Source organism: Bacillus sp. 2175 (assembly GCF_057812155.1).
On the sequence record NZ_CM173819.1, the window covers coordinates 4,891,307 to 4,909,102 of the forward strand.

Sequence of the window (17,796 nt, forward strand, 5' to 3'; positions counted from 1 at the left end):
CCTAATCTATAAGTTTGGAATTATACGAGTTACACCAGTAGTCCGATGGACCAAATGCAATTCCTTATTTACTTTCTTAAAAATCAACCAATCATGTGGATTTAAATTATGTGATTGAATATGAATCTTTTCACGTTTGTTCGGCTTTTTACCGTTCTTCAAGATATAGTCTCTCCTTTACACAAAATCAATTCATGCTATAATGACCTCAACATGTGTTTTTATTAGACCGTCAGCCCCAACTGGCGGTTTCTCTTTATTATCCTCTTTCCCAAGAAAAAGGATTTTTGTTTTATTGGCTTATAATCTGGATTCATCTTTTTAAACGCACGTGTTTTCGTTGTATGAACTGTTGATTTTTTCATTTCTAATTTCATAGCAATTTCTTCTGTGGTATACCCTTCACCAACGTGCATAATGATGGACTTTTCTTTTTCTTCAAGAACGCTCGTTACTTCTTCAAATTCGATATGTTTTGTTACCTCTTCTTCCACATCGATAGGAGACACCGCATAAAATCCGTGTACCTCTTCCTCCTCTTGATGATAGTCAATCGAATGAATGTTGATTTTATTCCTTTCTTCATGACTAATCCGTCTGCTAATCTTAAACAGGCTCCCTTTCAAGTGAAGCTCATCACTCATGGCCCATTTCATACCTCTCATTACGTATGCACTAAACGTTTCTATTCTCTCTGGATCATGCTTTAAACAACGCTCCCATAAATACATACGACCGAATTGAATTAAATCATCAAGTTCCATATTGTTTAACTCTGCGATTTTCGCAGCCCTTGTCATACTTCCAAATTGTTGTTTAATTGCAGCAAACACTAGATGTTGTTTTTCTTCAAACAAATCATTTGCCAACACTCCTTACCACCCTTTCCTTTTTATACAGCTCGAAAGCATTCAACATTTTGTCGCTCAATTAAGTACGGTTTTAAATTATATTCCAGTACGATATAATCACCGAACTTGTAATAAACATCACCTTGCATAATTTCATCACCATATACATCTTCAATTGGATGATCGGGTTCTTTAGTAGATTCCTTCCCACCAATGTCTTCCACAAATATTGCATCGATATTACTTAATCCAATGTGGAAGGGTACTTTCTTATTAGCACCTGTATACTCGATTTTTGTTAAAGCTCCAAATCCATTTTTAAACGTTGCAAACTCCTCAACTGTAAAACTTGCTGTTGCACCAGATTTAAAAATTACTGTTACTTCCCTCATTTAACTCACCTCATTCATTTTCTTTTCCATTTCAACCCACTCTTGCGGAAATACAATCTTTCCATCGAGAGCATGAACTACAGTAAAATCATCTTCATCGCAAATTCGAACTTCAGGAAAAATATGCTTTTGTAAATTTACGTAGTTCCAAGTTTCTTGTGCATTCGCAAGGTTAACCGTTGGACAAAACTGTCCGTCTTTTTCAATAAAACAATAACCTTTGAACAATTAACTCACCTCCCTTCGATCTGAAACCTTACGGTTCATTTCGTATAACTTACGTTTTGCTTCTGATTCCATAGCTTCTAATAGTAAAGGGTTATTTCTTGCTTCTGCGCATTTTTTAACAACTTCATGCCCTTTCATAATTCGTGTTGCTAGTAGTACTCCATTCATGCTTTTCACTCTCCTTAAGATTTATTGATCTAATGGATATATGTAAGTTAACTTGCTTTTATTTACTCACAATCTGATTAAAATGCTTTTCAAGAAACTCTTGCATTCTATCAGCTATAAACAACCACTTTTTCCCTCTAGACTCTGGATAATAAACAAAACCACCGTTATTAATATCCAATATTTTTTTATAACAAGGTTTGTAAAGAATATTTTGTGTTAACCAACCATAGCTATATCCAGTAGCTTTTTTTAAATCTTTCATTTCCCACCATGTTTTTTCTTTTTCCACTTAAAACCCTCCCGAAATATTGAGATACTCGATATTAATCTATAAAAAAAAGATACTCAATTGGTAAGCCTAACTTTTTTTTAATAACTTGCATCTCATAATCCGAAAATGAAAATTTCCCTTTTTCCTTCGCAGAGTATGCGTCTCTATTGATCCCCAATGCAATTGCCATTTCTGCAATCGTGATATCACGTGCCATTCTTTCTCTTTTTAAAATTCGTTTGGGTTTTAAATATTTCTTTCTAATTTCTTCTTTAACAGTCATTGTGTCACCTCCGAATTATCCGATGACCAAATAATATCGCACATCTCGATATTATTCAAGCTATATACAGAAATAATATTATGATACACAATATTTTTATTGTATCACGCGTTATTTTAGAGTATACTATCCTTATCGTATCAATGGATGGAGGTCACTTGAAATTGAAAAAAAATATTCTGGGTCCAGCGATCAAATATTTACGTAAATACAGAAGAATGACTCAAAAAGATTTAGAAAAAATTACTGGTTATAAACAAAGCACCATATCTGGTCATGAAAATAGAAATAGCACACTTGATGAGTTAGATATACAAAATTATGCAAAGGCATTACAGGTAAGTCCCCAAAGTTTCTTTACGATAGCAGAAAAGCTGGAAAAAGGAGAAAGAATTACTGATGATGATGTATCAGGGATTATCACTATAAACAAGGATCAGGAAACAGAAGATGATCCTCATATGGTAATCGCAGCTCACATGGAAGATAATCTAAGCAAAGAAGAACTACAAGAGGTAATGGACTTCATTAATTTTGTTAAAAGTAAAAGAAAATAGGAGCATTTATATGAACAAGTTGGAAACACTTATAGCACAATATCCAGAAATAACTTTCAACTTTAATAATGAGATGCCTAATGGGTTAAGTGGACTTTGTGTTGGTAGTGAAATATATATCAATAATAATCTTAATCAAACCATTGCAGAAAAGTACGTAACAGTTAGTGAGGAAATAGCTCACTTTGAGAAAGGCATAGGTAATATAATTAGACAGGAAACTATTACCGAACGTCAGCAAGAATTCCAAGCCCGAAAAATAGGCTGCCTCCGAATTGTTACAATTGATGCTTTAATACTATGCTATGAAAAAGGCATCCAAACACCTTGGGATATAGCAGAAGAACTTGAAGTTACAACGGCTTGTGTTATAGATGCATTTGAATATATCCGGATGACAAAAGGAGTATCTTTTTATCATAAAAATTACTTAGTTCATTTCTTAACTGATACACATATAAACATTCAAAAGTTTTAGTGAATTTTATTTTGAATGGAGGAGAAAAACTTGGCAAGTTTTGAAAAAAGAGCAACTGGTTGGAGGTATCGCGTTTCTTATAAAGATGGAGATAAATACAAAACAAAAACCCAAGGTGGATTCTCGACCAAAAAAGAAGCAGCAATTGCAGCAAGTGAATTAGAAAAAAAAATAAGTCGTGGACATAATTTAAATGCAGAAGATAAACTATTCTCCGAGTATATGAGAGAATGGTTTGAGGTATATAAAAAAGGAAAACATAGTCTATCGCATGAGAAAAACCTTTTACAATCTGTAAAATTAGTCGAAGAGCATTTTATTGGTGTCCGTATGAAAGACTTAAATAGAGTTTTATATCAAAACTTTTTAAATGAATTATCTAAAAAACGTGCTAAAATGACCGTCAAGAAAAAACATAACTGTGTTAAAGCATGTATAAAATATGCAATTGAAGATGGAATTTTGCATAGAGACCCTACTTACAAAGCTATTATACATGGAGAGAATGAAACAAAATCAGAAGAATTAAAGTTTATCAATCAAGAAGAGATGAAAAAAATAGTGGATGAATTACGCGCAAATTTGACACCACAATACATTTCAAGATATATAATTCTTTTTGCCATAGCCACTGGGGCAAGATTTGGTGAAATAATGGGGATGACATGGGACTGTGTAGACTTAGAAGAAAGAACAATTACAATCAATAAGACGTGGGATTATCGTGATAAGAATGACTTTGGTAACACTAAAAATTATCAATCTGTACGTACAATAACAATTGATAAGGAAACAGTGAGTATGTTAAAAGATTTACAAAAACACCAAAAAGAACATGCTCTGAAAACAGGTTTAAGGAATACTAAAAACTTGTGTTTTATTAATAATCAAATGGAAGTTATAACAAATAACGCTGTAAACAAAGTTCTTAAAAAGATTTGCGCAAGATGCAATGTTAAACCGATAACATGTCATTCATTACGCCATACACATGCATCTATACTCTTATACAATGGCGTTAATATAAAATACATTTCAAGAAGACTTGGCCACAAAGATATTGTAATTACACTACAAACATATTCACATGTCTTAGATGAAATGGAACAAAAGGAATCTAGAATCGTTGATCAAACTATGTTGAATTTGTTCCAATCAGTTATATAAAATGTGCAAAAATCGTGCAAAAAAAATTCTAAACGTATAAGTTTATTTGAAATAGATAGTTCCTACAAAATTATATAAACCCATTTATATCAAGGTTTTAAGAAAAAACATGTAATTATTTAAAAATCTAAAAGCGCGCCCAGAGGGATTCGAACCCCCGGCAGACGTGGTACCGGAAACCACCGCTCTATCCGACTGAGCTATGGGCGCATGATTATAGAAAACACTTCATTTTCTTCTCATAATAATAGCAATAAAATCCATCTAAATCAATAAAAATATCCCCGTAATACCTTATGCATCTTAGCTAAAAGCATATAAAATCCATTCCACCCCTAAATTTTCCAATCATAAATTCTCCCCAACTCACAAATTATAATCTTTGAATTGATATTCCAAAGGGGGCTTCATTCAATGACTGTAATTACAAAATTAAAGCAGACTGTTTCTGGATTAAAAAGTGCACAAGCTAGCTTAGAGGGATTCGCTCTTGATACGGATAACCAACAAGCTAAGCAACTTTTCCAAACAGCTGCGCAGCAAACACAAACGATTATCGATTCTTTAAACCCACGTGTTGAAGAAGTCCAACAAGAAGAACCACAATACTCACAGCAATAACGAATCAGTCTTGCTGTGAAATAGAAAAAGGATGATATGCAGTCATCCTTTTTCTATCACATTACATATTGCAATAGAAATGGAATGATGATTATGCGAAAGATTGGACTTATAACCGCGTTATTTATACTTCTATTTAGTTCTTTTACCGGTTGTGATCATAGCCCATTAGATAAAAAGGTAAAGAAAGAAGAAACAAAACGAACAGAAAAAGAAAAGGGTCCAAAATTAACAAAGATGAGTACAGAATCCTTTAATCAATCTATATCGCAAGGAGCTAAGAAAAAGGCCCTCGCTATGGATGAAATTATAAAAAGCGCAGCAGTGAATTCAAATTTAGATCTCTACATAGCGGTTATACCTGAGCATCATGAAAGGTTTGGATTAAAACCTTTGCGCAAGAAACTTCAAAAGCAACTAAGTGATGAATATCCTACTTTCGATGTTCGTGTTAGTACAGATAAAAAAATCTTTATGTTACTCGAAAAGCTTGCAAACAAAATTAAGAAAAAAGAAGTATCTAAAGATGAGATCAAAAAACAGTTAAAGCTAATCGGATCAGAAATGGAATCTAACACTTAACGCTTTCGAATAGAAAAGGAAGGATTGCAATGTCAAGTAAAGATAAAAACTTAACCCCTGTACAACAGGAATACAAAAAATTTGAGCAAGAACGCGAACCGAAACGCCCTGTTCTAAAAAATTGTTTAAAGGCCTTTTTCGTTGGTGGTTTTATCTGCCTAATCGGGCAACTGATATCAACTTTTTATATTACGTATTTCGATTTTACCGAACGCTCAGCAGGAAATCCAACAGTCGCAACTCTCATTTTTATCTCAATGTTGCTAACCGGATTCGGTGTATACGATCGTCTCGGTCAGTTTGCAGGCGCTGGAACAGCTGTACCTGTCACTGGATTTGGTAACTCTGTTATCTCCGCGTGTATTGAACACCGAACGGAAGGTTTTGTACTCGGTGTCGGCGGTAATATGTTTAAACTAGCTGGTTCTGTTATTTTATTTGGTGTATTTTCCGCTTTCGTCATCGCACTTATTAAAACTATTCTCGTTCAATGGGGAGGGCTATAAATGTTACAAGGACACCGAACGTGGGTATTTGAAAACAAACCAGTCATTATTTCAACAGGGGTTGTCGGTGGACCATTTGAAGCAAAGGGGAACATCCCAGAAGACTTCGATATCCTTCATGAAGATTTATGGCTCGGACAAGATTCCTATGAAAAAGCACATAAAATTTTATTCGAAGAGGCTTGTAGTCGCGCTACTGAAAAAGCAGAACTTCGTAAAGATGATATTCAGTTCGTACTCGCAGGAGATTTAATTAATCAAATTACCCCTACAAGCTTTGCTTGCCGCACACTGGGCACTCCTTATCTCGGATTATTCGGGGCTTGTTCTACTTCTATGGAAGGTTTAGCACTTGGGGCAAGTATCGTAAATGCAAAAGGTGCAAAATATTTATTAACTGGAGCTTCAAGCCATAATACAGCTGTAGAAAAACAGTTCCGCTACCCTACCGAATACGGTGGACAAAAGCCGCCTACTGCACAGTGGACAGTAACCGGAGCAGGAGCCGCTATATTAAGCGATACTGGACACGGTCCAAGAGTAACCTCTGCAACAATCGGCCGAGTGGTTGATATGGGATTAACGGATCCGTTTAATATGGGAGGCGCAATGGCTCCAGCTGCAGTTGATACAATTGAAGCCCATTTACGTGAACGTCAAATTGATGCCTCTTACTACGATTTAATCGTAACAGGCGATCTCGGACATGTAGGACGCGAAATTGCTTATGACTTACTACATAAACACGGAACGAAAGTAACGAGCGAACAATTTCAAGATTGCGGAATTATCATTTATAGAGAAGGACAACCTGTCATAGCTGGTGCTAGCGGACCTGGATGTTCTGCAACAGTCGTGTACGGTCATTTATTAAACCGAATGAAAAGAGGAGAGTTCAAAAAAATACTTGTCGTTGCGACAGGCGCTTTACTATCTCCACTTACATTCCAACAAGAAGAAACGATTCCGTGTATCGCTCACGCCGTTTCGATTGAATTTGGAGGTGCAACGCAATGATTTTTTTCTGGGCTTTCGTCATTGGCGGACTCATATGTGTAATCGGCCAACTTATGTTTGATGTCGGCAAACTAACACCTGCTCATACAATGGCAACACTCGTTGTTGCTGGAGCTATATTAGATGGATTTAATTTGTATGAGCCATTAATTGATTTCGCTGGAGCCGGGGCAACTGTACCTATTACAAGCTTTGGTAATGCCCTCGTTCATGGCGCAATGGAAGAAGCTGCAAAACATGGCATCGTTGGCGTTATTACCGGCATGTTTAAAGTAACGAGCGCCGGTGTATCAGCGGCTATTATTTTCGGCTTCATTGGAGCATTGTTATTCAAACCGAAAGGATAAGAGGTGTTTATATGACTGTTATCGCTAGCGTAAAAACTTGCCTTGCTAGTGTAAGGGGCGCTCAAGCAAGTTTAAGCTCCCTTTCATTAAATTCACAAGACGAAGAATCAAAACGCGTATTTCATGAATGTATGTTAGAAATGGACAGCGTCATCGCTGATTTAAAGGATAGAATTTCAGTATTAGAACGTGAAGAACCTCAATATAAAGGGTTTTAAGTAGACTGGAGGAAACGACTATGTCTCACCTGCCGGAATGGACACTTGTCATTCTTCGCTCTGTATTCATATTAATTATTTTATTCGCTATTACGAAATGGTTAGGGAAAAGACAAATCTCTCAGCTTTCCTTTTTTGAATACATAGCCGGAATGACGATTGGTGACATCGCTGCCCAAGTATCTACAGGGCTCGATTCAAAATTTTTTCACGGCGTCTTTGCGATACTCATTTTCGCTGTGGTACCTTTTTTAACAGGAATCCTCTCTTTAAAGAACAAAACAGCTCGGGACTTCTTTGAAGGGAAATCTACCGTATTAATAAAAGACGGAAAGATACTCGAAGATAACTTAAAGAAAGAAAAATATACGAGTGACGAATTACTGGAACTTCTCCGTGGAAAAAGTGCGTTCAGCGTAGCTGAAGTCGAATTTGCTGTCTTAGAACCGAGCGGAGAATTAAATGTATTATTAAAGAAAGATTCCCAGCCACTTACAGCAAAAGACATCGGTTTAAAAGTACCAAACGAGAAAGAACCACAAACTGTTATTATGGATGGAAATGTACTAGATGAACCTCTTTCAGCAAGCGGACATAACCGCGCTTGGCTACATTCAGAATTAGAAAAACTCGGTGTTGTTATTGAAAATGTCTTCCTCGGTCAAGTGGATTCATACGGACAACTTACTATCGACATTTACAATGACAAACTCCAAATGCCTTCTCCTCAAAACAAACCTTTATTATTAGCATCTTTAAAAAAATGTCATGCTGATCTTGAACTATTTTCCTTAGAAACAAAGTCGAAATCAGCAAGTGAAATGTATAGTAAAAACGCGAAACAAATCGAAAAGATTTTAAATAAAGTAACCTATCTTTTAAAAGACTAATTATCGAAAGAACGCTTCAGTTAAAAGGCGTTCTTTTCTTTTTTCTCCAGTTTTCATAACGTTTAAATTTATGTAATTCGGTTATGATGTTGAAGATACATAAGCAGGGAATTTCGAAAACATAGCGAATATTTCATGGTACAACTACATATTTTTTTGATTTAAAGTGGTTTCGTTTGACCTTTATTGACCATAATTGTATTATAAGACTAAGAAAGCTTTATAAGGAGGAAATAACAGATGAATTTAATTCCTACAGTAATTGAACAAACAAATCGTGGAGAACGCGCTTACGATATTTACTCTCGACTATTAAAAGACCGCATCATTATGCTTGGTAGTGCAATTGATGACAACGTAGCTAACTCAATCGTTTCCCAGCTTTTATTCTTGGAATCTCAAGATCCAGAAAAAGATATTCACATCTACATCAACAGCCCTGGTGGTTCTATCACAGCAGGTATGGCAATCTATGATACAATGCAGTTTATTAAACCACAAGTATCAACAATCTGTATCGGTATGGCAGCATCTATGGGTGCATTCTTACTTGCAGCAGGTGAAAAAGGAAAACGTTATGCACTTCCAAACAGTGAAGTAATGATTCACCAACCACTTGGCGGAGCACAAGGTCAAGCGACTGAAATCGAAATCGCTGCAAAACGTATCCTATTCTTACGTGAAAAACTAAACCAAATTCTTGCTGACCGCACTGGTCAACCACTTGAAGTACTACAACGCGACACAGACCGCGACAACTTCATGACAGCAGAAAAAGCTTTAGAATACGGTTTAATCGATAAAATCTTTACAAATCGTTAATAACTAAAAGCGAAAGCGGCTCGTTTAGAATCGCAGGTCGCTGGAGCTGGATACAACTAAAAGTGGAAGCGCCCTATAATTGGGCGCTTCTTTTATATATTGTTCCCCGCTCACATACCCCATCCAGTATCTCTCTAAATATATCAGCGATTTTTCAAATATATCGACCGCAACTCCGATTATATCGGCGATTATTTTAATATATCGACGTTTCGACATAACTTATCGACTTACCGACAATTCTCGACAAGCACGTACCCCTTAAATACCCCTCCTCGCTAATTCGCACAGACAACAAAAAAGCTATCGCATATACGCGATAGCTTTTTATTGTACATATGCAGCTAATGCTTCTAAAGCCTCTTCTGCATCTGAACCTTCTGTTGTAATTGTTATCATGCTTCCAGTTCCAATTGCTAAGCTCATAATCCCCATTATGCTCTTTGCATTTACTGTCTTTCCATCTTTCTCGATGAAGATATCTGCATGAAAGCGATTTGCCTCTTGTACAAACAACGCAGCCGGACGTGCTTGTAAACCGTTTTTTAATGAAACTTGAACTCTTTTTTGAACCACAGCTCCATTTCCCCTTTAACCTCTTATTTTTTTGCTACCGTTTCCCCCGCGCGTAATTTCTCTGCAATTTCATCGATTTTACGCAAACGATGATTAATACCCGACTTACTAATCTTCCCCCCGGATACCATCTCACCTAACTCTTTCAATGTTACATCTTGATAATCTCTTCGTAATTGTGCAATCTCTTGTAGTTTATCCGGCAATATATCAAGACCAACTGTCTCATCAATGTAGCGTATATTTTCAATCTGCCTTAGTGCTGCACCAATTGTTTTATTTAAATTAGCTGTTTCGCAGTTCACTAAACGATTTACAGAATTACGCATATCACGTACGATTCGAATATCTTCAAATCTTAAAAGTGCATTATGAGCACCTATAATATTTAAAAACTCTGTAATTTTTTCTGCTTCTTTCAAATACGTAATGTACCCTTTTCTTCTCTCCAGCGTCTTACTATTTAAATCAAATCCGTTCATCAGTTCACATATAGCATCATTATGTTCCTTATATAACGAAAAGATTTCTAAATGATAAGATGATGTTTCTGGGTTATTTACTGAACCACCTGCTAAAAATGCTCCGCGTAAATACGATCGTTTACAACACTTCTTCTCAATCAATTCTTGTGATATATTTCGAATAAATGAAAAGTCATCTCGAACAATATGAAGATCAGCTAATATTTCGCGAGACTTCTCAACAAGCCGCACAATATATACATTATTTTTCTTCAATCGCATTTTTTTACGAACAAGTAATTCTACCGTCACGTCATATCCTTTTTTCAAAAGCGTATAAATCCTTCTTGCAATTGCCGCATTTTCCGTTTGAATATCGATAGATAGACGACGGTTTGAAAAAGAAAGCGACCCGTTCATTCGAAGTAGCGCTGATAATTCTGCTTTCTCACAGCATTCCTTCATCTCAAGATTCGTCAACTCTTTCTTTGTTTCTGATGCAAATGACACAGTCAACACCTCCTTATACGATTATTGCGGAACAAAATTCTTGTCCTATATGAATGAGGAGCGCTACCTCAAACGAGGCAACGCATATTTATAACAATGAATATAAAATCGAAGCTAACTTTAACGTATCATGCCTTACAACATGATCATCATACTTCGCTAATCCCTCTTGAATAACATCAATATTATTTTCAACAAAACGTTCTTCATCCACTACAACTGGTGTAGACATTTCTTCATCATATAACTTACGTAATTCACAAGGAATCTCACGGTTATTTACAATTGCAGTATTGATAAATGGTTGCCCTAAATGATCGTGTAACGCCTGCACATGATCAAAAGCAGTATATCCCATCGTTTCACCCGCTTGTGTCATAACGTTACATACATATACCTTCTTCGCCTTTGCAGCAAGAACTGCGTCTCCAATTTTGTTAACAACTAAATTGGGTAATATACTCGTATACAAACTTCCTGGGCCGAAAACAAGTAAATCAGCTCGTTTAATCTCAGCCAACGTTTCATGCAATGGCTCTACATCTTCTGGAGTTAAAAAGACGCGATTAATCTTCTTTCCGTAATAAGGAATCTTTGATTCACCTGTTACAATTTCTCCATCTTCAAGTTCCGCATGAAGTACCGCACTTTGATTCGCTGCTGGTAATACACGTCCTCTGACATTTAATACTTTACTTGTTTCCGTAATTGCATGGAAAAAGTCTCCTGTAATCGAGGTCATACCTGCCAATAATAGATTTCCTAACGCATGACCTTTCAGTCCGTCTCCTGTTGTGAAACGGTGCTGAAATAAAGCTTCCACCAGTGGCTCTACATCCGATAACGCAACAAGTACGTTACGGATGTCACCTGGAGGTGGAATTTCTAACTCATCACGTAATCGACCCGAACTGCCACCATCATCAGCGATTGTAACAACTGCTGTAATATCAACAGGATATTGCTTTAATCCTCTTAATAAAACTGAGAGTCCAGTTCCGCCTCCCATGATGACAATTTTAGGTTTTCTCTCTTTTTTCATCCCTTAATGGCCCTTTCTCTTCTCCACATCACGATGAGATACATGAACACTATACTCTGGTTTCAAATGTTTCCCAAGGTATTCTGTAAGCGTAACAGAACGATGCTGTCCACCTGTACATCCAATTGCAATTACAAGTTGACTTTTGCCTTCTCTTTTATAATGAGGCAGCATGAAAGTAATCAGATCCGTCAACTTCTCTAAAAACTTATGTGTCTCATTAAATTTCAGTACATACGAAGAAACTTCTTCATCTAGTCCTGTTAATGGCTTCATGTGTGGAATGTAATATGGATTTGGTAAAAAACGAACATCAAATACTAAATCTGCATCAATTGGAATACCGTACTTAAATCCAAATGACATAACATTTACACGAAATGCTTGCTCAGTTTCTGTTGAGAACAAGTGAACAATTTTTTCACGTAATTCTTTCGGTTTTAAATCCGATGTATCAAGCACAATATTCGCTCGTGCCTTCATATCTGTTAATAAATTGCGCTCTGCTTCGATTCCCTTTAACGGCAAACCAGTTGGTGCAAGTGGATGCGAACGTCTCGTTTCTTTATAACGAGTTACAAGCGTACTATCTTTCGCATCTAAAAATAAAATATGAGGAATAATCCATGTACGTTCTGATAAATCATCAAGTGCTCCCCATAAATGTTCGAAAAACTCTCGGCCACGTAAATCAATACCAAGTGCCACTTTATTCATTTTCCCTTTTGAATCCGCCATAAGCTCAATAAACTTTGGCAATAACATCGGTGGTAAATTATCTACACAAAAATATCCTAAATCTTCAAAACTTTGTAAAGCTACTGTTTTTCCAGCTCCAGACATCCCTGTAATAATTACCATTTTTATATCATTATTCTCTGTCATCGTATCCTCTCCTTGACGGTTTAACTCGGATCTAATCGATATGAAAGCAACTCAAAATCTGGGGTATATACAAATGTACCGTAGATTATGCCATTTCCTTTAATTAAATAATCAATAATGTGATAATCTCCTGGCGCCATTGCTAAATCATCAATTTTATCAAATGTATGCCAACCAATGATGCCTTCTTCGCTCTCTAGTTTGTTTTCTCCTGCAAAATCTGTCGCTAAAAAGGAGAACATCATCCATTCAGAAACAACTTTATCACCTTCTTGGATGACAAAGGTGAAGACCCCCTTTAACGCTGGGTTTTTCAAATAAATACCTGTTTCTTCGCGATATTCGCGAACAACGGAATCTCTTACAGTCTCACCACGCTCCATTTTCCCGCCTGGTGCAACCCACCAATTCCGGCGAGGTTTTTGGAGTAAGAGTACTTCATTATCTCTAATTAACACACAGTTTGTCACTCTTTGCATGTTTCTTCACCTCAGCTACTTGCAGTAAAATTCCTCACTGCATACTTCTTTCATTATACTATCAAAAACAGTTTGCTACAACGAAGGAGCCAGTCCTCTTTCGCTAAGCATATGCTACTCAGCAATTTTAAAAAAGCTTTCTATAACAAGCAATGTAAATGCTTAGACTTTTAATGAATAGCATGAAAAATCCCCTTAACGCTTTTTATCGCCAAGGGGATTAAAGTACTTATTTCTTACCGAAATAAGTAACAATCGCAAATCCTAAAATAAAGGTAATGATTGAACTTATAATTGAAAATCCACCAGTCGGAATCCCAGGGAATACAATTACAATCGAACCGATTACAAGTCCAATAATTGCCGCAAATGTCATACTTTTATAACGATCTAATAAAAAACTAATGCCTTTACTACTTACAACAAATCCAACCATAACACCAGCACCGATAACCACGATTAAAGGTAAGTTAAGTGTAGTTAAAGCGTTAATTGCTGTTGGATACACACCAATAATTAATAAAATAAACGATCCACTAATCCCAGGAAGCAGCATTGCCATACTAGCCATCCATCCTGCGAAAAATAAACCAATTGCATTTACAATTGTTAAAGTCGTAATTGGATCTGCTGCCTTATCTGGTTTAAAGAAAGCTGTAATCGCAACAAGAATTGCTGCAACTATTAATAAAACGATGTGCTTACCTTTAAACGACGACTTTGCATCAGCTTCCCTCATTAACATCGGTAATATACTAATAATTAAACCGAGGAAGAAAAATTGAGTCGGTTCATAATGATTTGCAAGTAAATATTTAATAACGTGACTTAACGTTAAAAATGCCGCTGCCACACCAGCTGCAAGGGGAATTAAAAATCCTAAATGTTTTTTCCATTCACGACTAAAGAATCCACTAATTGCCGCAAGCAATTGTTCATAAATCCCTAACACAACAGCGATTGTACCGCCGCTCACACCAGGAATTAAATCACTAACGCCCATACAAAATCCACGATATATATTACGCCATTCCATACTGAATAAATTCCTCATTTCTTATAGTGATTTTTTCCGTAAAGTCCAGTATATCAATAAGAAAGCTTATAATCCTTATATTTTTTGACAAAACTTTGACATTTTCACACAAAAAAAGAAGAAAGCTCCTGTCGGTAGCTTTCTTCTCACAAGGTATATTATCCCTTATTTTTCTGATACAGTTTTTAATTCCTCTAATAATTCTTCTACGTAATGTTGTGCACTTTGCGCTGCAATACTACCGTCACCTGTTGCAGTTACAATTTGACGAAGCATTTTTTCACGAACATCACCAGCTGCGAAAATACCAGGGATTTTCGTTTCCATACGCTCGTTCGTTTCAAGGTAACCATTTTCATTTGTAATACCTAGTTCAACAAATGGTTTTGATAAAGGTAACATACCGATGTATACAAATACGCCGTCAGTTTTGACTTCTTTCTCTTCTCCACTATTTACGTCCACAAGTGTTACACTTCCTACTTTACCACTTGCTTCGTTGATTTCTTTTATAGTGTGATTCCAAATGAAATCTACTTTTTCGTTTTGGAAAGCACGGTCTTGTAAAATTTTCTGTGCACGAAGCGTGTCACGACGGTGAACGATCGTTACTTTTGATGCGAAGCGTGTTAAGAACACACCCTCTTCAACAGCAGAATCTCCGCCACCAATTACGATAAGCTCTTTTCCTTTAAAGAATGCTCCGTCACATACTGCACAATATGATACACCGCGGCCGCCAAGTTCTGTTTCACCCGGTACACCAATTTTTTTATACTCTGCACCGCTTGCAACGATAATTGCACGTGCTTTATATTCTTTTTTACCAGCAATAATTGTTTTGTATTCTTTACCATCGATGACTTTTTTCACATCACCGTATGCATATTCAGCACCAAATTTCTTCGCATGCTCAAACATTTTATTTGATAAATCTGGTCCTAAAATAGACTCATAACCTGGGTAGTTTTCTACATCTTCCGTGTTTGCCATTTGGCCACCTGGAATACCTCGCTCAAGCATTAATGTGCTTAAATTTGCACGAGATGTATATACTGCAGCTGTCATACCAGCTGGTCCTGCACCAATAATAACGACATCATAAATTTTTTCTTCTGACACACTATTCACTCCTATCCATTCCTACACAATTAAGTTACCCTCATTATACTGTTAGCATCATTTTTTTCCCAATGATTTGCTTATCTTATGTGTGCGTACGCTTAACAGCTTGCACATACTTTCGGACAGTCGCTACAGATACATTATATACATCTCCAAGCTCCGACTGTGTCATTTTATTTCCTTGTTCGCCGCGTACAATGTATTCAATCGCAGCTGACCAGCCGTACACATTTGTAAATATGTCTCCAGATGTATATAAACGTATGAACGTACAAAACCAAAAGTGTAAACACTCTTCGATTAATTCATCATCTTTTTTCGTATAATTGTATAATGCATCCGCAATTCTCGCGCACTGCTCAAATTGCTGTAAATCAGCTGGAATACTCTTATGACTATTAAGTAAAAAGAAGTACTTTGCAAGTTGCGATACGATGGGAACACCGTTCTTCGCTTGCGTTATATCAAAGAAGAATCCAACCTTCTCCGGCGTTGACAATTCATTCATTAAATATAAAGCTAGCATTTGTTCTTCTAGCGTCGCACTTTGCTGAAATGATTTTCGTAATTCTTCAAATAACACATTTTGCCCTTCATCTGCTAAATTCAGCGCATTCCACGGTTCTTTTCCCTTTTTATCAGGATGTAATTCCACGACATATTGCCACATTTTTTCAGCTAGTTGCTGGTCTTTCACCATATACGCAGAATATGCAAACCAATAATAAAAACTAACGTCTCCCTCATATCCTTGACGCTTTAATAGTTTGAACCACTTATATGCATGCTCGAAATAACCAATTGTTGCGAGTGTAGTTCCCAGTTTCAAACGATGTTCAAATGAAATCGGATATACCGAAACTAGCTGTCCCGCTAATGCCTCTACTTGTTTATGCTCTCCAATTGAATATAGAAAAATAAGCGTATTACAAAGCGCATGTATATTGCCAGGATTTTTCTCTAAAATCATTTCTGTTAACTTCAGTGCTTTGTCTACATTACCAGATTGAAAATGTGCAATGGCTAAATTATTATGACCTGACCAAAATTCCGGATAATCTTTCGTAACAATTTCTAATGTAGCAATTGCTTCTTCCAATTGTCCATTACGAATATAGCGATTCGCTTCTTCCTGCATAACAATTAAATCATCTTCATCTTCAATCTCTTCCGCACCCATTGCTTCTTCTTCCATAATCTCAAGAAGTTCTAACGTATCTTCTACGAATTCCTTCTCTTTTGCAACTTCTAAATAACGATCTGCATATTTCTTCGCCTGTTGAAATAACCCCATATATGCATAATTATTTGCAATAAAATAATAGCACTGTTCAAGTTCTGGATTAGATCTAACTAACTTTAAGAAGATTTGATTCGATTCTTGATATTCACCAGCCTCAGATAATACTGATGCTAATTGACATAAAATAAACGGCTCCTTCTCACTTTGTGCCGCTCTTCGAAAATATTTAATTGCATCTTGCAATTTTTGTCCTTTGTAAGCTCTCATCCCTTTTTTATAAAAGAAGTCCGCTAATTGATTAAAAGAGATAACTTGTCCGTTCTCCTTATATATCCTTTGATTTTTCCCCATATATCCTCCAGTTTTTTGTTTTCTTCGTTCACACATTCTTCTATCTATAAGTATAAACGATTCCGTAAAAAACAAAACAGTATATTATACTCAATTATTTCCTTTTTATTCATAAAAAAAGAGGAGAAATGTTACATTTTCACCATGAACCTTCTCTTGCGGTCATTTGCTCTTTCGTATAAATAATACGCATTGGATTTCCACCTACGAAAGCACCGCTCGGTACATCTCTATGAACAAGTGTGCCAGCTGAGACAGTCGCACCGTCTCCAATGTTCACACCTGGTAATATTGTTACATTCGCTCCAATCATTACTTCATTTCCAATGACGATTTCGCCAAGTCGATATTCACGAATTAAATATTCATGTGCTAAAAGCGTTGTGTTATAGCCAATAATCGAATTCTCTCCCACAGTTATCTTTTCTGGGAACATAATATCCGGCATTACCATAAGCGCAAATGATGTTTTCTTTCCTACTTTCATCCGTAAAAAAGTGCGGTACAACCAATTTTTTACGGATAAAAATGGCGTGTAACGCGCAATTTGGATAATAATAAAGTTTTTCATTACCTTCCAAAAAGACACTGTTTTATACACATTCCATAACGAATTTTCTCCTGAAACAGGATAGCGCGTTGTCCGTCGCACTTAGCTCGCTCCTCTACTAACTTACTTGAACC

27 protein-coding genes and 1 tRNA gene are annotated in these 17,796 nt (G+C 36.3%); 11 read left to right on the forward strand and 17 right to left on the reverse strand.

What is annotated here, in order from left to right:
* Nucleotides 1-6: 6 nt before the first annotated feature.
* The 7 genes from ACXKY9_RS25585 to ACXKY9_RS25615 form a co-directional block, all read right to left on the reverse strand.
* Nucleotides 7-162 (reverse strand): DUF6906 family protein, encoded by a 156-nt coding sequence (locus ACXKY9_RS25585; protein WP_021727747.1) that lies wholly within the window; start codon nt 160-162, stop codon nt 7-9.
* Nucleotides 163-224: 62 nt separating this feature from the next.
* Entirely contained in the window at nt 225-872 is a 648-nt protein-coding gene (locus ACXKY9_RS25590; protein WP_003280171.1) for a sigma-70 family RNA polymerase sigma factor, read from the reverse strand.
* Nucleotides 873-892: 20 nt separating this feature from the next.
* Nucleotides 893-1,243 carry a YqaI family protein gene (locus ACXKY9_RS25595; RefSeq protein WP_001209506.1) on the reverse strand — a complete coding sequence of 117 codons (351 nt, stop codon included), beginning with the start codon at nt 1,241-1,243 and terminating at the stop codon, nt 893-895.
* On the reverse strand, nt 1,244-1,471 hold the full coding sequence (locus ACXKY9_RS25600) for a hypothetical protein (protein WP_038413873.1): 228 nt from the start codon (nt 1,469-1,471) through the stop codon (nt 1,244-1,246).
* A complete protein-coding gene (locus tag ACXKY9_RS25605; protein WP_172965764.1) occupies nt 1,472-1,639 on the reverse strand; it encodes a hypothetical protein in 168 nt (55 codons plus the stop codon).
* A gap of 58 nt (nt 1,640-1,697) precedes the next feature.
* The gene (locus tag ACXKY9_RS25610) at nt 1,698-1,931 is read right to left on the reverse strand and encodes a DUF771 domain-containing protein (protein WP_023523446.1); all 234 of its coding nucleotides are present in this window, start codon (nt 1,929-1,931) and stop codon (nt 1,698-1,700) included.
* Nucleotides 1,932-1,965: 34 nt separating this feature from the next.
* Nucleotides 1,966-2,196: a helix-turn-helix transcriptional regulator gene (locus ACXKY9_RS25615; RefSeq protein ID WP_000216290.1), complete on the reverse strand. Its 231-nt coding sequence runs from the start codon at nt 2,194-2,196 to the stop codon at nt 1,966-1,968.
* Between the two features lie 164 nt (nt 2,197-2,360).
* On the opposite strand from ACXKY9_RS25615, the gene ACXKY9_RS25620 reads away from it, so the two are divergent.
* Genes ACXKY9_RS25620 through ACXKY9_RS25630 form a run of 3 tightly spaced genes read left to right on the forward strand, consistent with a single transcriptional unit; the run spans nt 2,361 to nt 4,398 of the window.
* Complete coding sequence (locus ACXKY9_RS25620; protein ID WP_023523448.1) at nt 2,361-2,753, forward strand: helix-turn-helix domain-containing protein; 393 nt, start codon at nt 2,361-2,363, stop codon at nt 2,751-2,753.
* 10 nt (nt 2,754-2,763) lie between these two features.
* Complete coding sequence (locus tag ACXKY9_RS25625; RefSeq protein WP_038413877.1) at nt 2,764-3,231, forward strand: hypothetical protein; 468 nt, start codon at nt 2,764-2,766, stop codon at nt 3,229-3,231.
* Between the two features lie 30 nt (nt 3,232-3,261).
* The gene (locus ACXKY9_RS25630; protein ID WP_038413879.1) at nt 3,262-4,398 is read left to right on the forward strand and encodes a site-specific integrase; all 1,137 of its coding nucleotides are present in this window, start codon (nt 3,262-3,264) and stop codon (nt 4,396-4,398) included.
* 134 nt (nt 4,399-4,532) lie between these two features.
* Here the strand turns inward: ACXKY9_RS25630 and ACXKY9_RS25635 are convergent.
* A tRNA-Arg gene (locus tag ACXKY9_RS25635) sits at nt 4,533-4,608 on the reverse strand.
* A gap of 204 nt (nt 4,609-4,812) precedes the next feature.
* Between ACXKY9_RS25635 and ACXKY9_RS25640 the strand changes: the two genes are divergently transcribed.
* The 8 genes from ACXKY9_RS25640 to clpP all read left to right on the forward strand — a co-directional run bounded on the left by ACXKY9_RS25640 (nt 4,813) and on the right by clpP (nt 9,401).
* Entirely contained in the window at nt 4,813-5,019 is a 207-nt protein-coding gene (locus tag ACXKY9_RS25640; RefSeq protein WP_000216166.1) for a DUF1657 domain-containing protein, read from the forward strand.
* Between the two features lie 93 nt (nt 5,020-5,112).
* Nucleotides 5,113-5,601, forward strand: coding sequence for a YhcN/YlaJ family sporulation lipoprotein (locus tag ACXKY9_RS25645; RefSeq protein ID WP_001226064.1), 489 nt, complete (start codon nt 5,113-5,115; stop codon nt 5,599-5,601).
* A gap of 29 nt (nt 5,602-5,630) precedes the next feature.
* Nucleotides 5,631-6,107 carry a stage V sporulation protein AC gene (gene spoVAC / locus ACXKY9_RS25650; RefSeq protein WP_000095408.1) on the forward strand — a complete coding sequence of 159 codons (477 nt, stop codon included), beginning with the start codon at nt 5,631-5,633 and terminating at the stop codon, nt 6,105-6,107.
* On the forward strand, nt 6,108-7,124 hold the full coding sequence (gene spoVAD / locus ACXKY9_RS25655; RefSeq protein ID WP_000938972.1) for a stage V sporulation protein AD: 1,017 nt from the start codon (nt 6,108-6,110) through the stop codon (nt 7,122-7,124).
* Nucleotides 7,121-7,471: a stage V sporulation protein AE gene (spoVAE, locus tag ACXKY9_RS25660; protein ID WP_000575919.1), complete on the forward strand. Its 351-nt coding sequence runs from the start codon at nt 7,121-7,123 to the stop codon at nt 7,469-7,471. Before spoVAD ends, spoVAE begins: the two co-directional genes overlap by 4 nt.
* Before the next feature lie 11 nt (nt 7,472-7,482).
* Nucleotides 7,483-7,689 (forward strand): DUF1657 domain-containing protein, encoded by a 207-nt coding sequence (locus ACXKY9_RS25665; protein WP_000215909.1) that lies wholly within the window; start codon nt 7,483-7,485, stop codon nt 7,687-7,689.
* 20 nt (nt 7,690-7,709) lie between these two features.
* Nucleotides 7,710-8,579: a DUF421 domain-containing protein gene (locus ACXKY9_RS25670; protein ID WP_000018924.1), complete on the forward strand. Its 870-nt coding sequence runs from the start codon at nt 7,710-7,712 to the stop codon at nt 8,577-8,579.
* Nucleotides 8,580-8,819: 240 nt separating this feature from the next.
* Nucleotides 8,820-9,401, forward strand: coding sequence for an ATP-dependent Clp endopeptidase proteolytic subunit ClpP (clpP, locus tag ACXKY9_RS25675; RefSeq protein ID WP_001049162.1), 582 nt, complete (start codon nt 8,820-8,822; stop codon nt 9,399-9,401).
* A 327-nt stretch (nt 9,402-9,728) separates the two neighbouring features.
* On the opposite strand, the gene ACXKY9_RS25680 is transcribed toward clpP, so the two are convergent.
* The 9 genes from ACXKY9_RS25680 to ACXKY9_RS25720 form a co-directional block, all read right to left on the reverse strand.
* Nucleotides 9,729-9,977, reverse strand: a complete 249-nt coding sequence (locus ACXKY9_RS25680; RefSeq protein WP_000250307.1) for an HPr family phosphocarrier protein — start codon at nt 9,975-9,977, stop codon at nt 9,729-9,731.
* Nucleotides 9,978-10,000: 23 nt separating this feature from the next.
* Nucleotides 10,001-10,951: a DNA-binding protein WhiA gene (gene whiA / locus ACXKY9_RS25685; protein ID WP_000006560.1), complete on the reverse strand. Its 951-nt coding sequence runs from the start codon at nt 10,949-10,951 to the stop codon at nt 10,001-10,003.
* 88 nt (nt 10,952-11,039) lie between these two features.
* Complete coding sequence (locus ACXKY9_RS25690; RefSeq protein WP_000712186.1) at nt 11,040-11,993, reverse strand: gluconeogenesis factor YvcK family protein; 954 nt, start codon at nt 11,991-11,993, stop codon at nt 11,040-11,042.
* A 3-nt stretch (nt 11,994-11,996) separates the two neighbouring features.
* The gene (gene rapZ, locus ACXKY9_RS25695) at nt 11,997-12,878 is read right to left on the reverse strand and encodes an RNase adapter RapZ (RefSeq protein WP_000138459.1); all 882 of its coding nucleotides are present in this window, start codon (nt 12,876-12,878) and stop codon (nt 11,997-11,999) included.
* 20 nt (nt 12,879-12,898) lie between these two features.
* On the reverse strand, nt 12,899-13,357 hold the full coding sequence (locus tag ACXKY9_RS25700; RefSeq protein WP_001190080.1) for an NUDIX hydrolase: 459 nt from the start codon (nt 13,355-13,357) through the stop codon (nt 12,899-12,901).
* A gap of 229 nt (nt 13,358-13,586) precedes the next feature.
* Entirely contained in the window at nt 13,587-14,393 is an 807-nt protein-coding gene (locus ACXKY9_RS25705; RefSeq protein WP_000455200.1) for a DUF368 domain-containing protein, read from the reverse strand.
* Between the two features lie 165 nt (nt 14,394-14,558).
* On the reverse strand, nt 14,559-15,515 hold the full coding sequence (gene trxB, locus ACXKY9_RS25710) for a thioredoxin-disulfide reductase (protein ID WP_001288079.1): 957 nt from the start codon (nt 15,513-15,515) through the stop codon (nt 14,559-14,561).
* Between the two features lie 85 nt (nt 15,516-15,600).
* On the reverse strand, nt 15,601-17,112 hold the full coding sequence (locus ACXKY9_RS25715) for a tetratricopeptide repeat protein (protein WP_000517720.1): 1,512 nt from the start codon (nt 17,110-17,112) through the stop codon (nt 15,601-15,603).
* A gap of 139 nt (nt 17,113-17,251) precedes the next feature.
* Entirely contained in the window at nt 17,252-17,764 is a 513-nt protein-coding gene (locus tag ACXKY9_RS25720; RefSeq protein WP_001255073.1) for an acyltransferase, read from the reverse strand.
* Nucleotides 17,765-17,796: the final 32 nt, after the last annotated feature.

Bases quoted from the DNA above. Each gene is read 5' to 3' on its own strand.
- ACXKY9_RS25595 (WP_001209506.1), bottom strand. From the start codon at position 1,243: ATGAGGGAAGTAACAGTAATTTTTAAATCTGGTGCAACAGCAAGTTTT.
- ACXKY9_RS25605 (WP_172965764.1), bottom strand. From the start codon at position 1,639: ATGAATGGAGTACTACTAGCAACACGAATTATGAAAGGGCATGAAGTT.
- ACXKY9_RS25615 (WP_000216290.1), bottom strand. From the start codon at position 2,196: ATGACTGTTAAAGAAGAAATTAGAAAGAAATATTTAAAACCCAAACGA.
- ACXKY9_RS25625 (WP_038413877.1), top strand. From the start codon at position 2,764: ATGAACAAGTTGGAAACACTTATAGCACAATATCCAGAAATAACTTTC.
- ACXKY9_RS25640 (WP_000216166.1), top strand. From the start codon at position 4,813: ATGACTGTAATTACAAAATTAAAGCAGACTGTTTCTGGATTAAAAAGT.
- ACXKY9_RS25645 (WP_001226064.1), top strand. From the start codon at position 5,113: ATGCGAAAGATTGGACTTATAACCGCGTTATTTATACTTCTATTTAGT.
- spoVAC (WP_000095408.1), top strand. From the start codon at position 5,631: ATGTCAAGTAAAGATAAAAACTTAACCCCTGTACAACAGGAATACAAA.
- spoVAD (WP_000938972.1), top strand. From the start codon at position 6,108: ATGTTACAAGGACACCGAACGTGGGTATTTGAAAACAAACCAGTCATT.
- spoVAE (WP_000575919.1), top strand. From the start codon at position 7,121: ATGATTTTTTTCTGGGCTTTCGTCATTGGCGGACTCATATGTGTAATC.
- ACXKY9_RS25665 (WP_000215909.1), top strand. From the start codon at position 7,483: ATGACTGTTATCGCTAGCGTAAAAACTTGCCTTGCTAGTGTAAGGGGC.
- ACXKY9_RS25670 (WP_000018924.1), top strand. From the start codon at position 7,710: ATGTCTCACCTGCCGGAATGGACACTTGTCATTCTTCGCTCTGTATTC.
- clpP (WP_001049162.1), top strand. From the start codon at position 8,820: ATGAATTTAATTCCTACAGTAATTGAACAAACAAATCGTGGAGAACGC.
- ACXKY9_RS25690 (WP_000712186.1), bottom strand. From the start codon at position 11,993: ATGAAAAAAGAGAGAAAACCTAAAATTGTCATCATGGGAGGCGGAACT.
- rapZ (WP_000138459.1), bottom strand. From the start codon at position 12,878: ATGACAGAGAATAATGATATAAAAATGGTAATTATTACAGGGATGTCT.
- ACXKY9_RS25700 (WP_001190080.1), bottom strand. From the start codon at position 13,357: ATGCAAAGAGTGACAAACTGTGTGTTAATTAGAGATAATGAAGTACTC.
- ACXKY9_RS25705 (WP_000455200.1), bottom strand. From the start codon at position 14,393: ATGGAATGGCGTAATATATATCGTGGATTTTGTATGGGCGTTAGTGAT.
- ACXKY9_RS25715 (WP_000517720.1), bottom strand. From the start codon at position 17,112: ATGGGGAAAAATCAAAGGATATATAAGGAGAACGGACAAGTTATCTCT.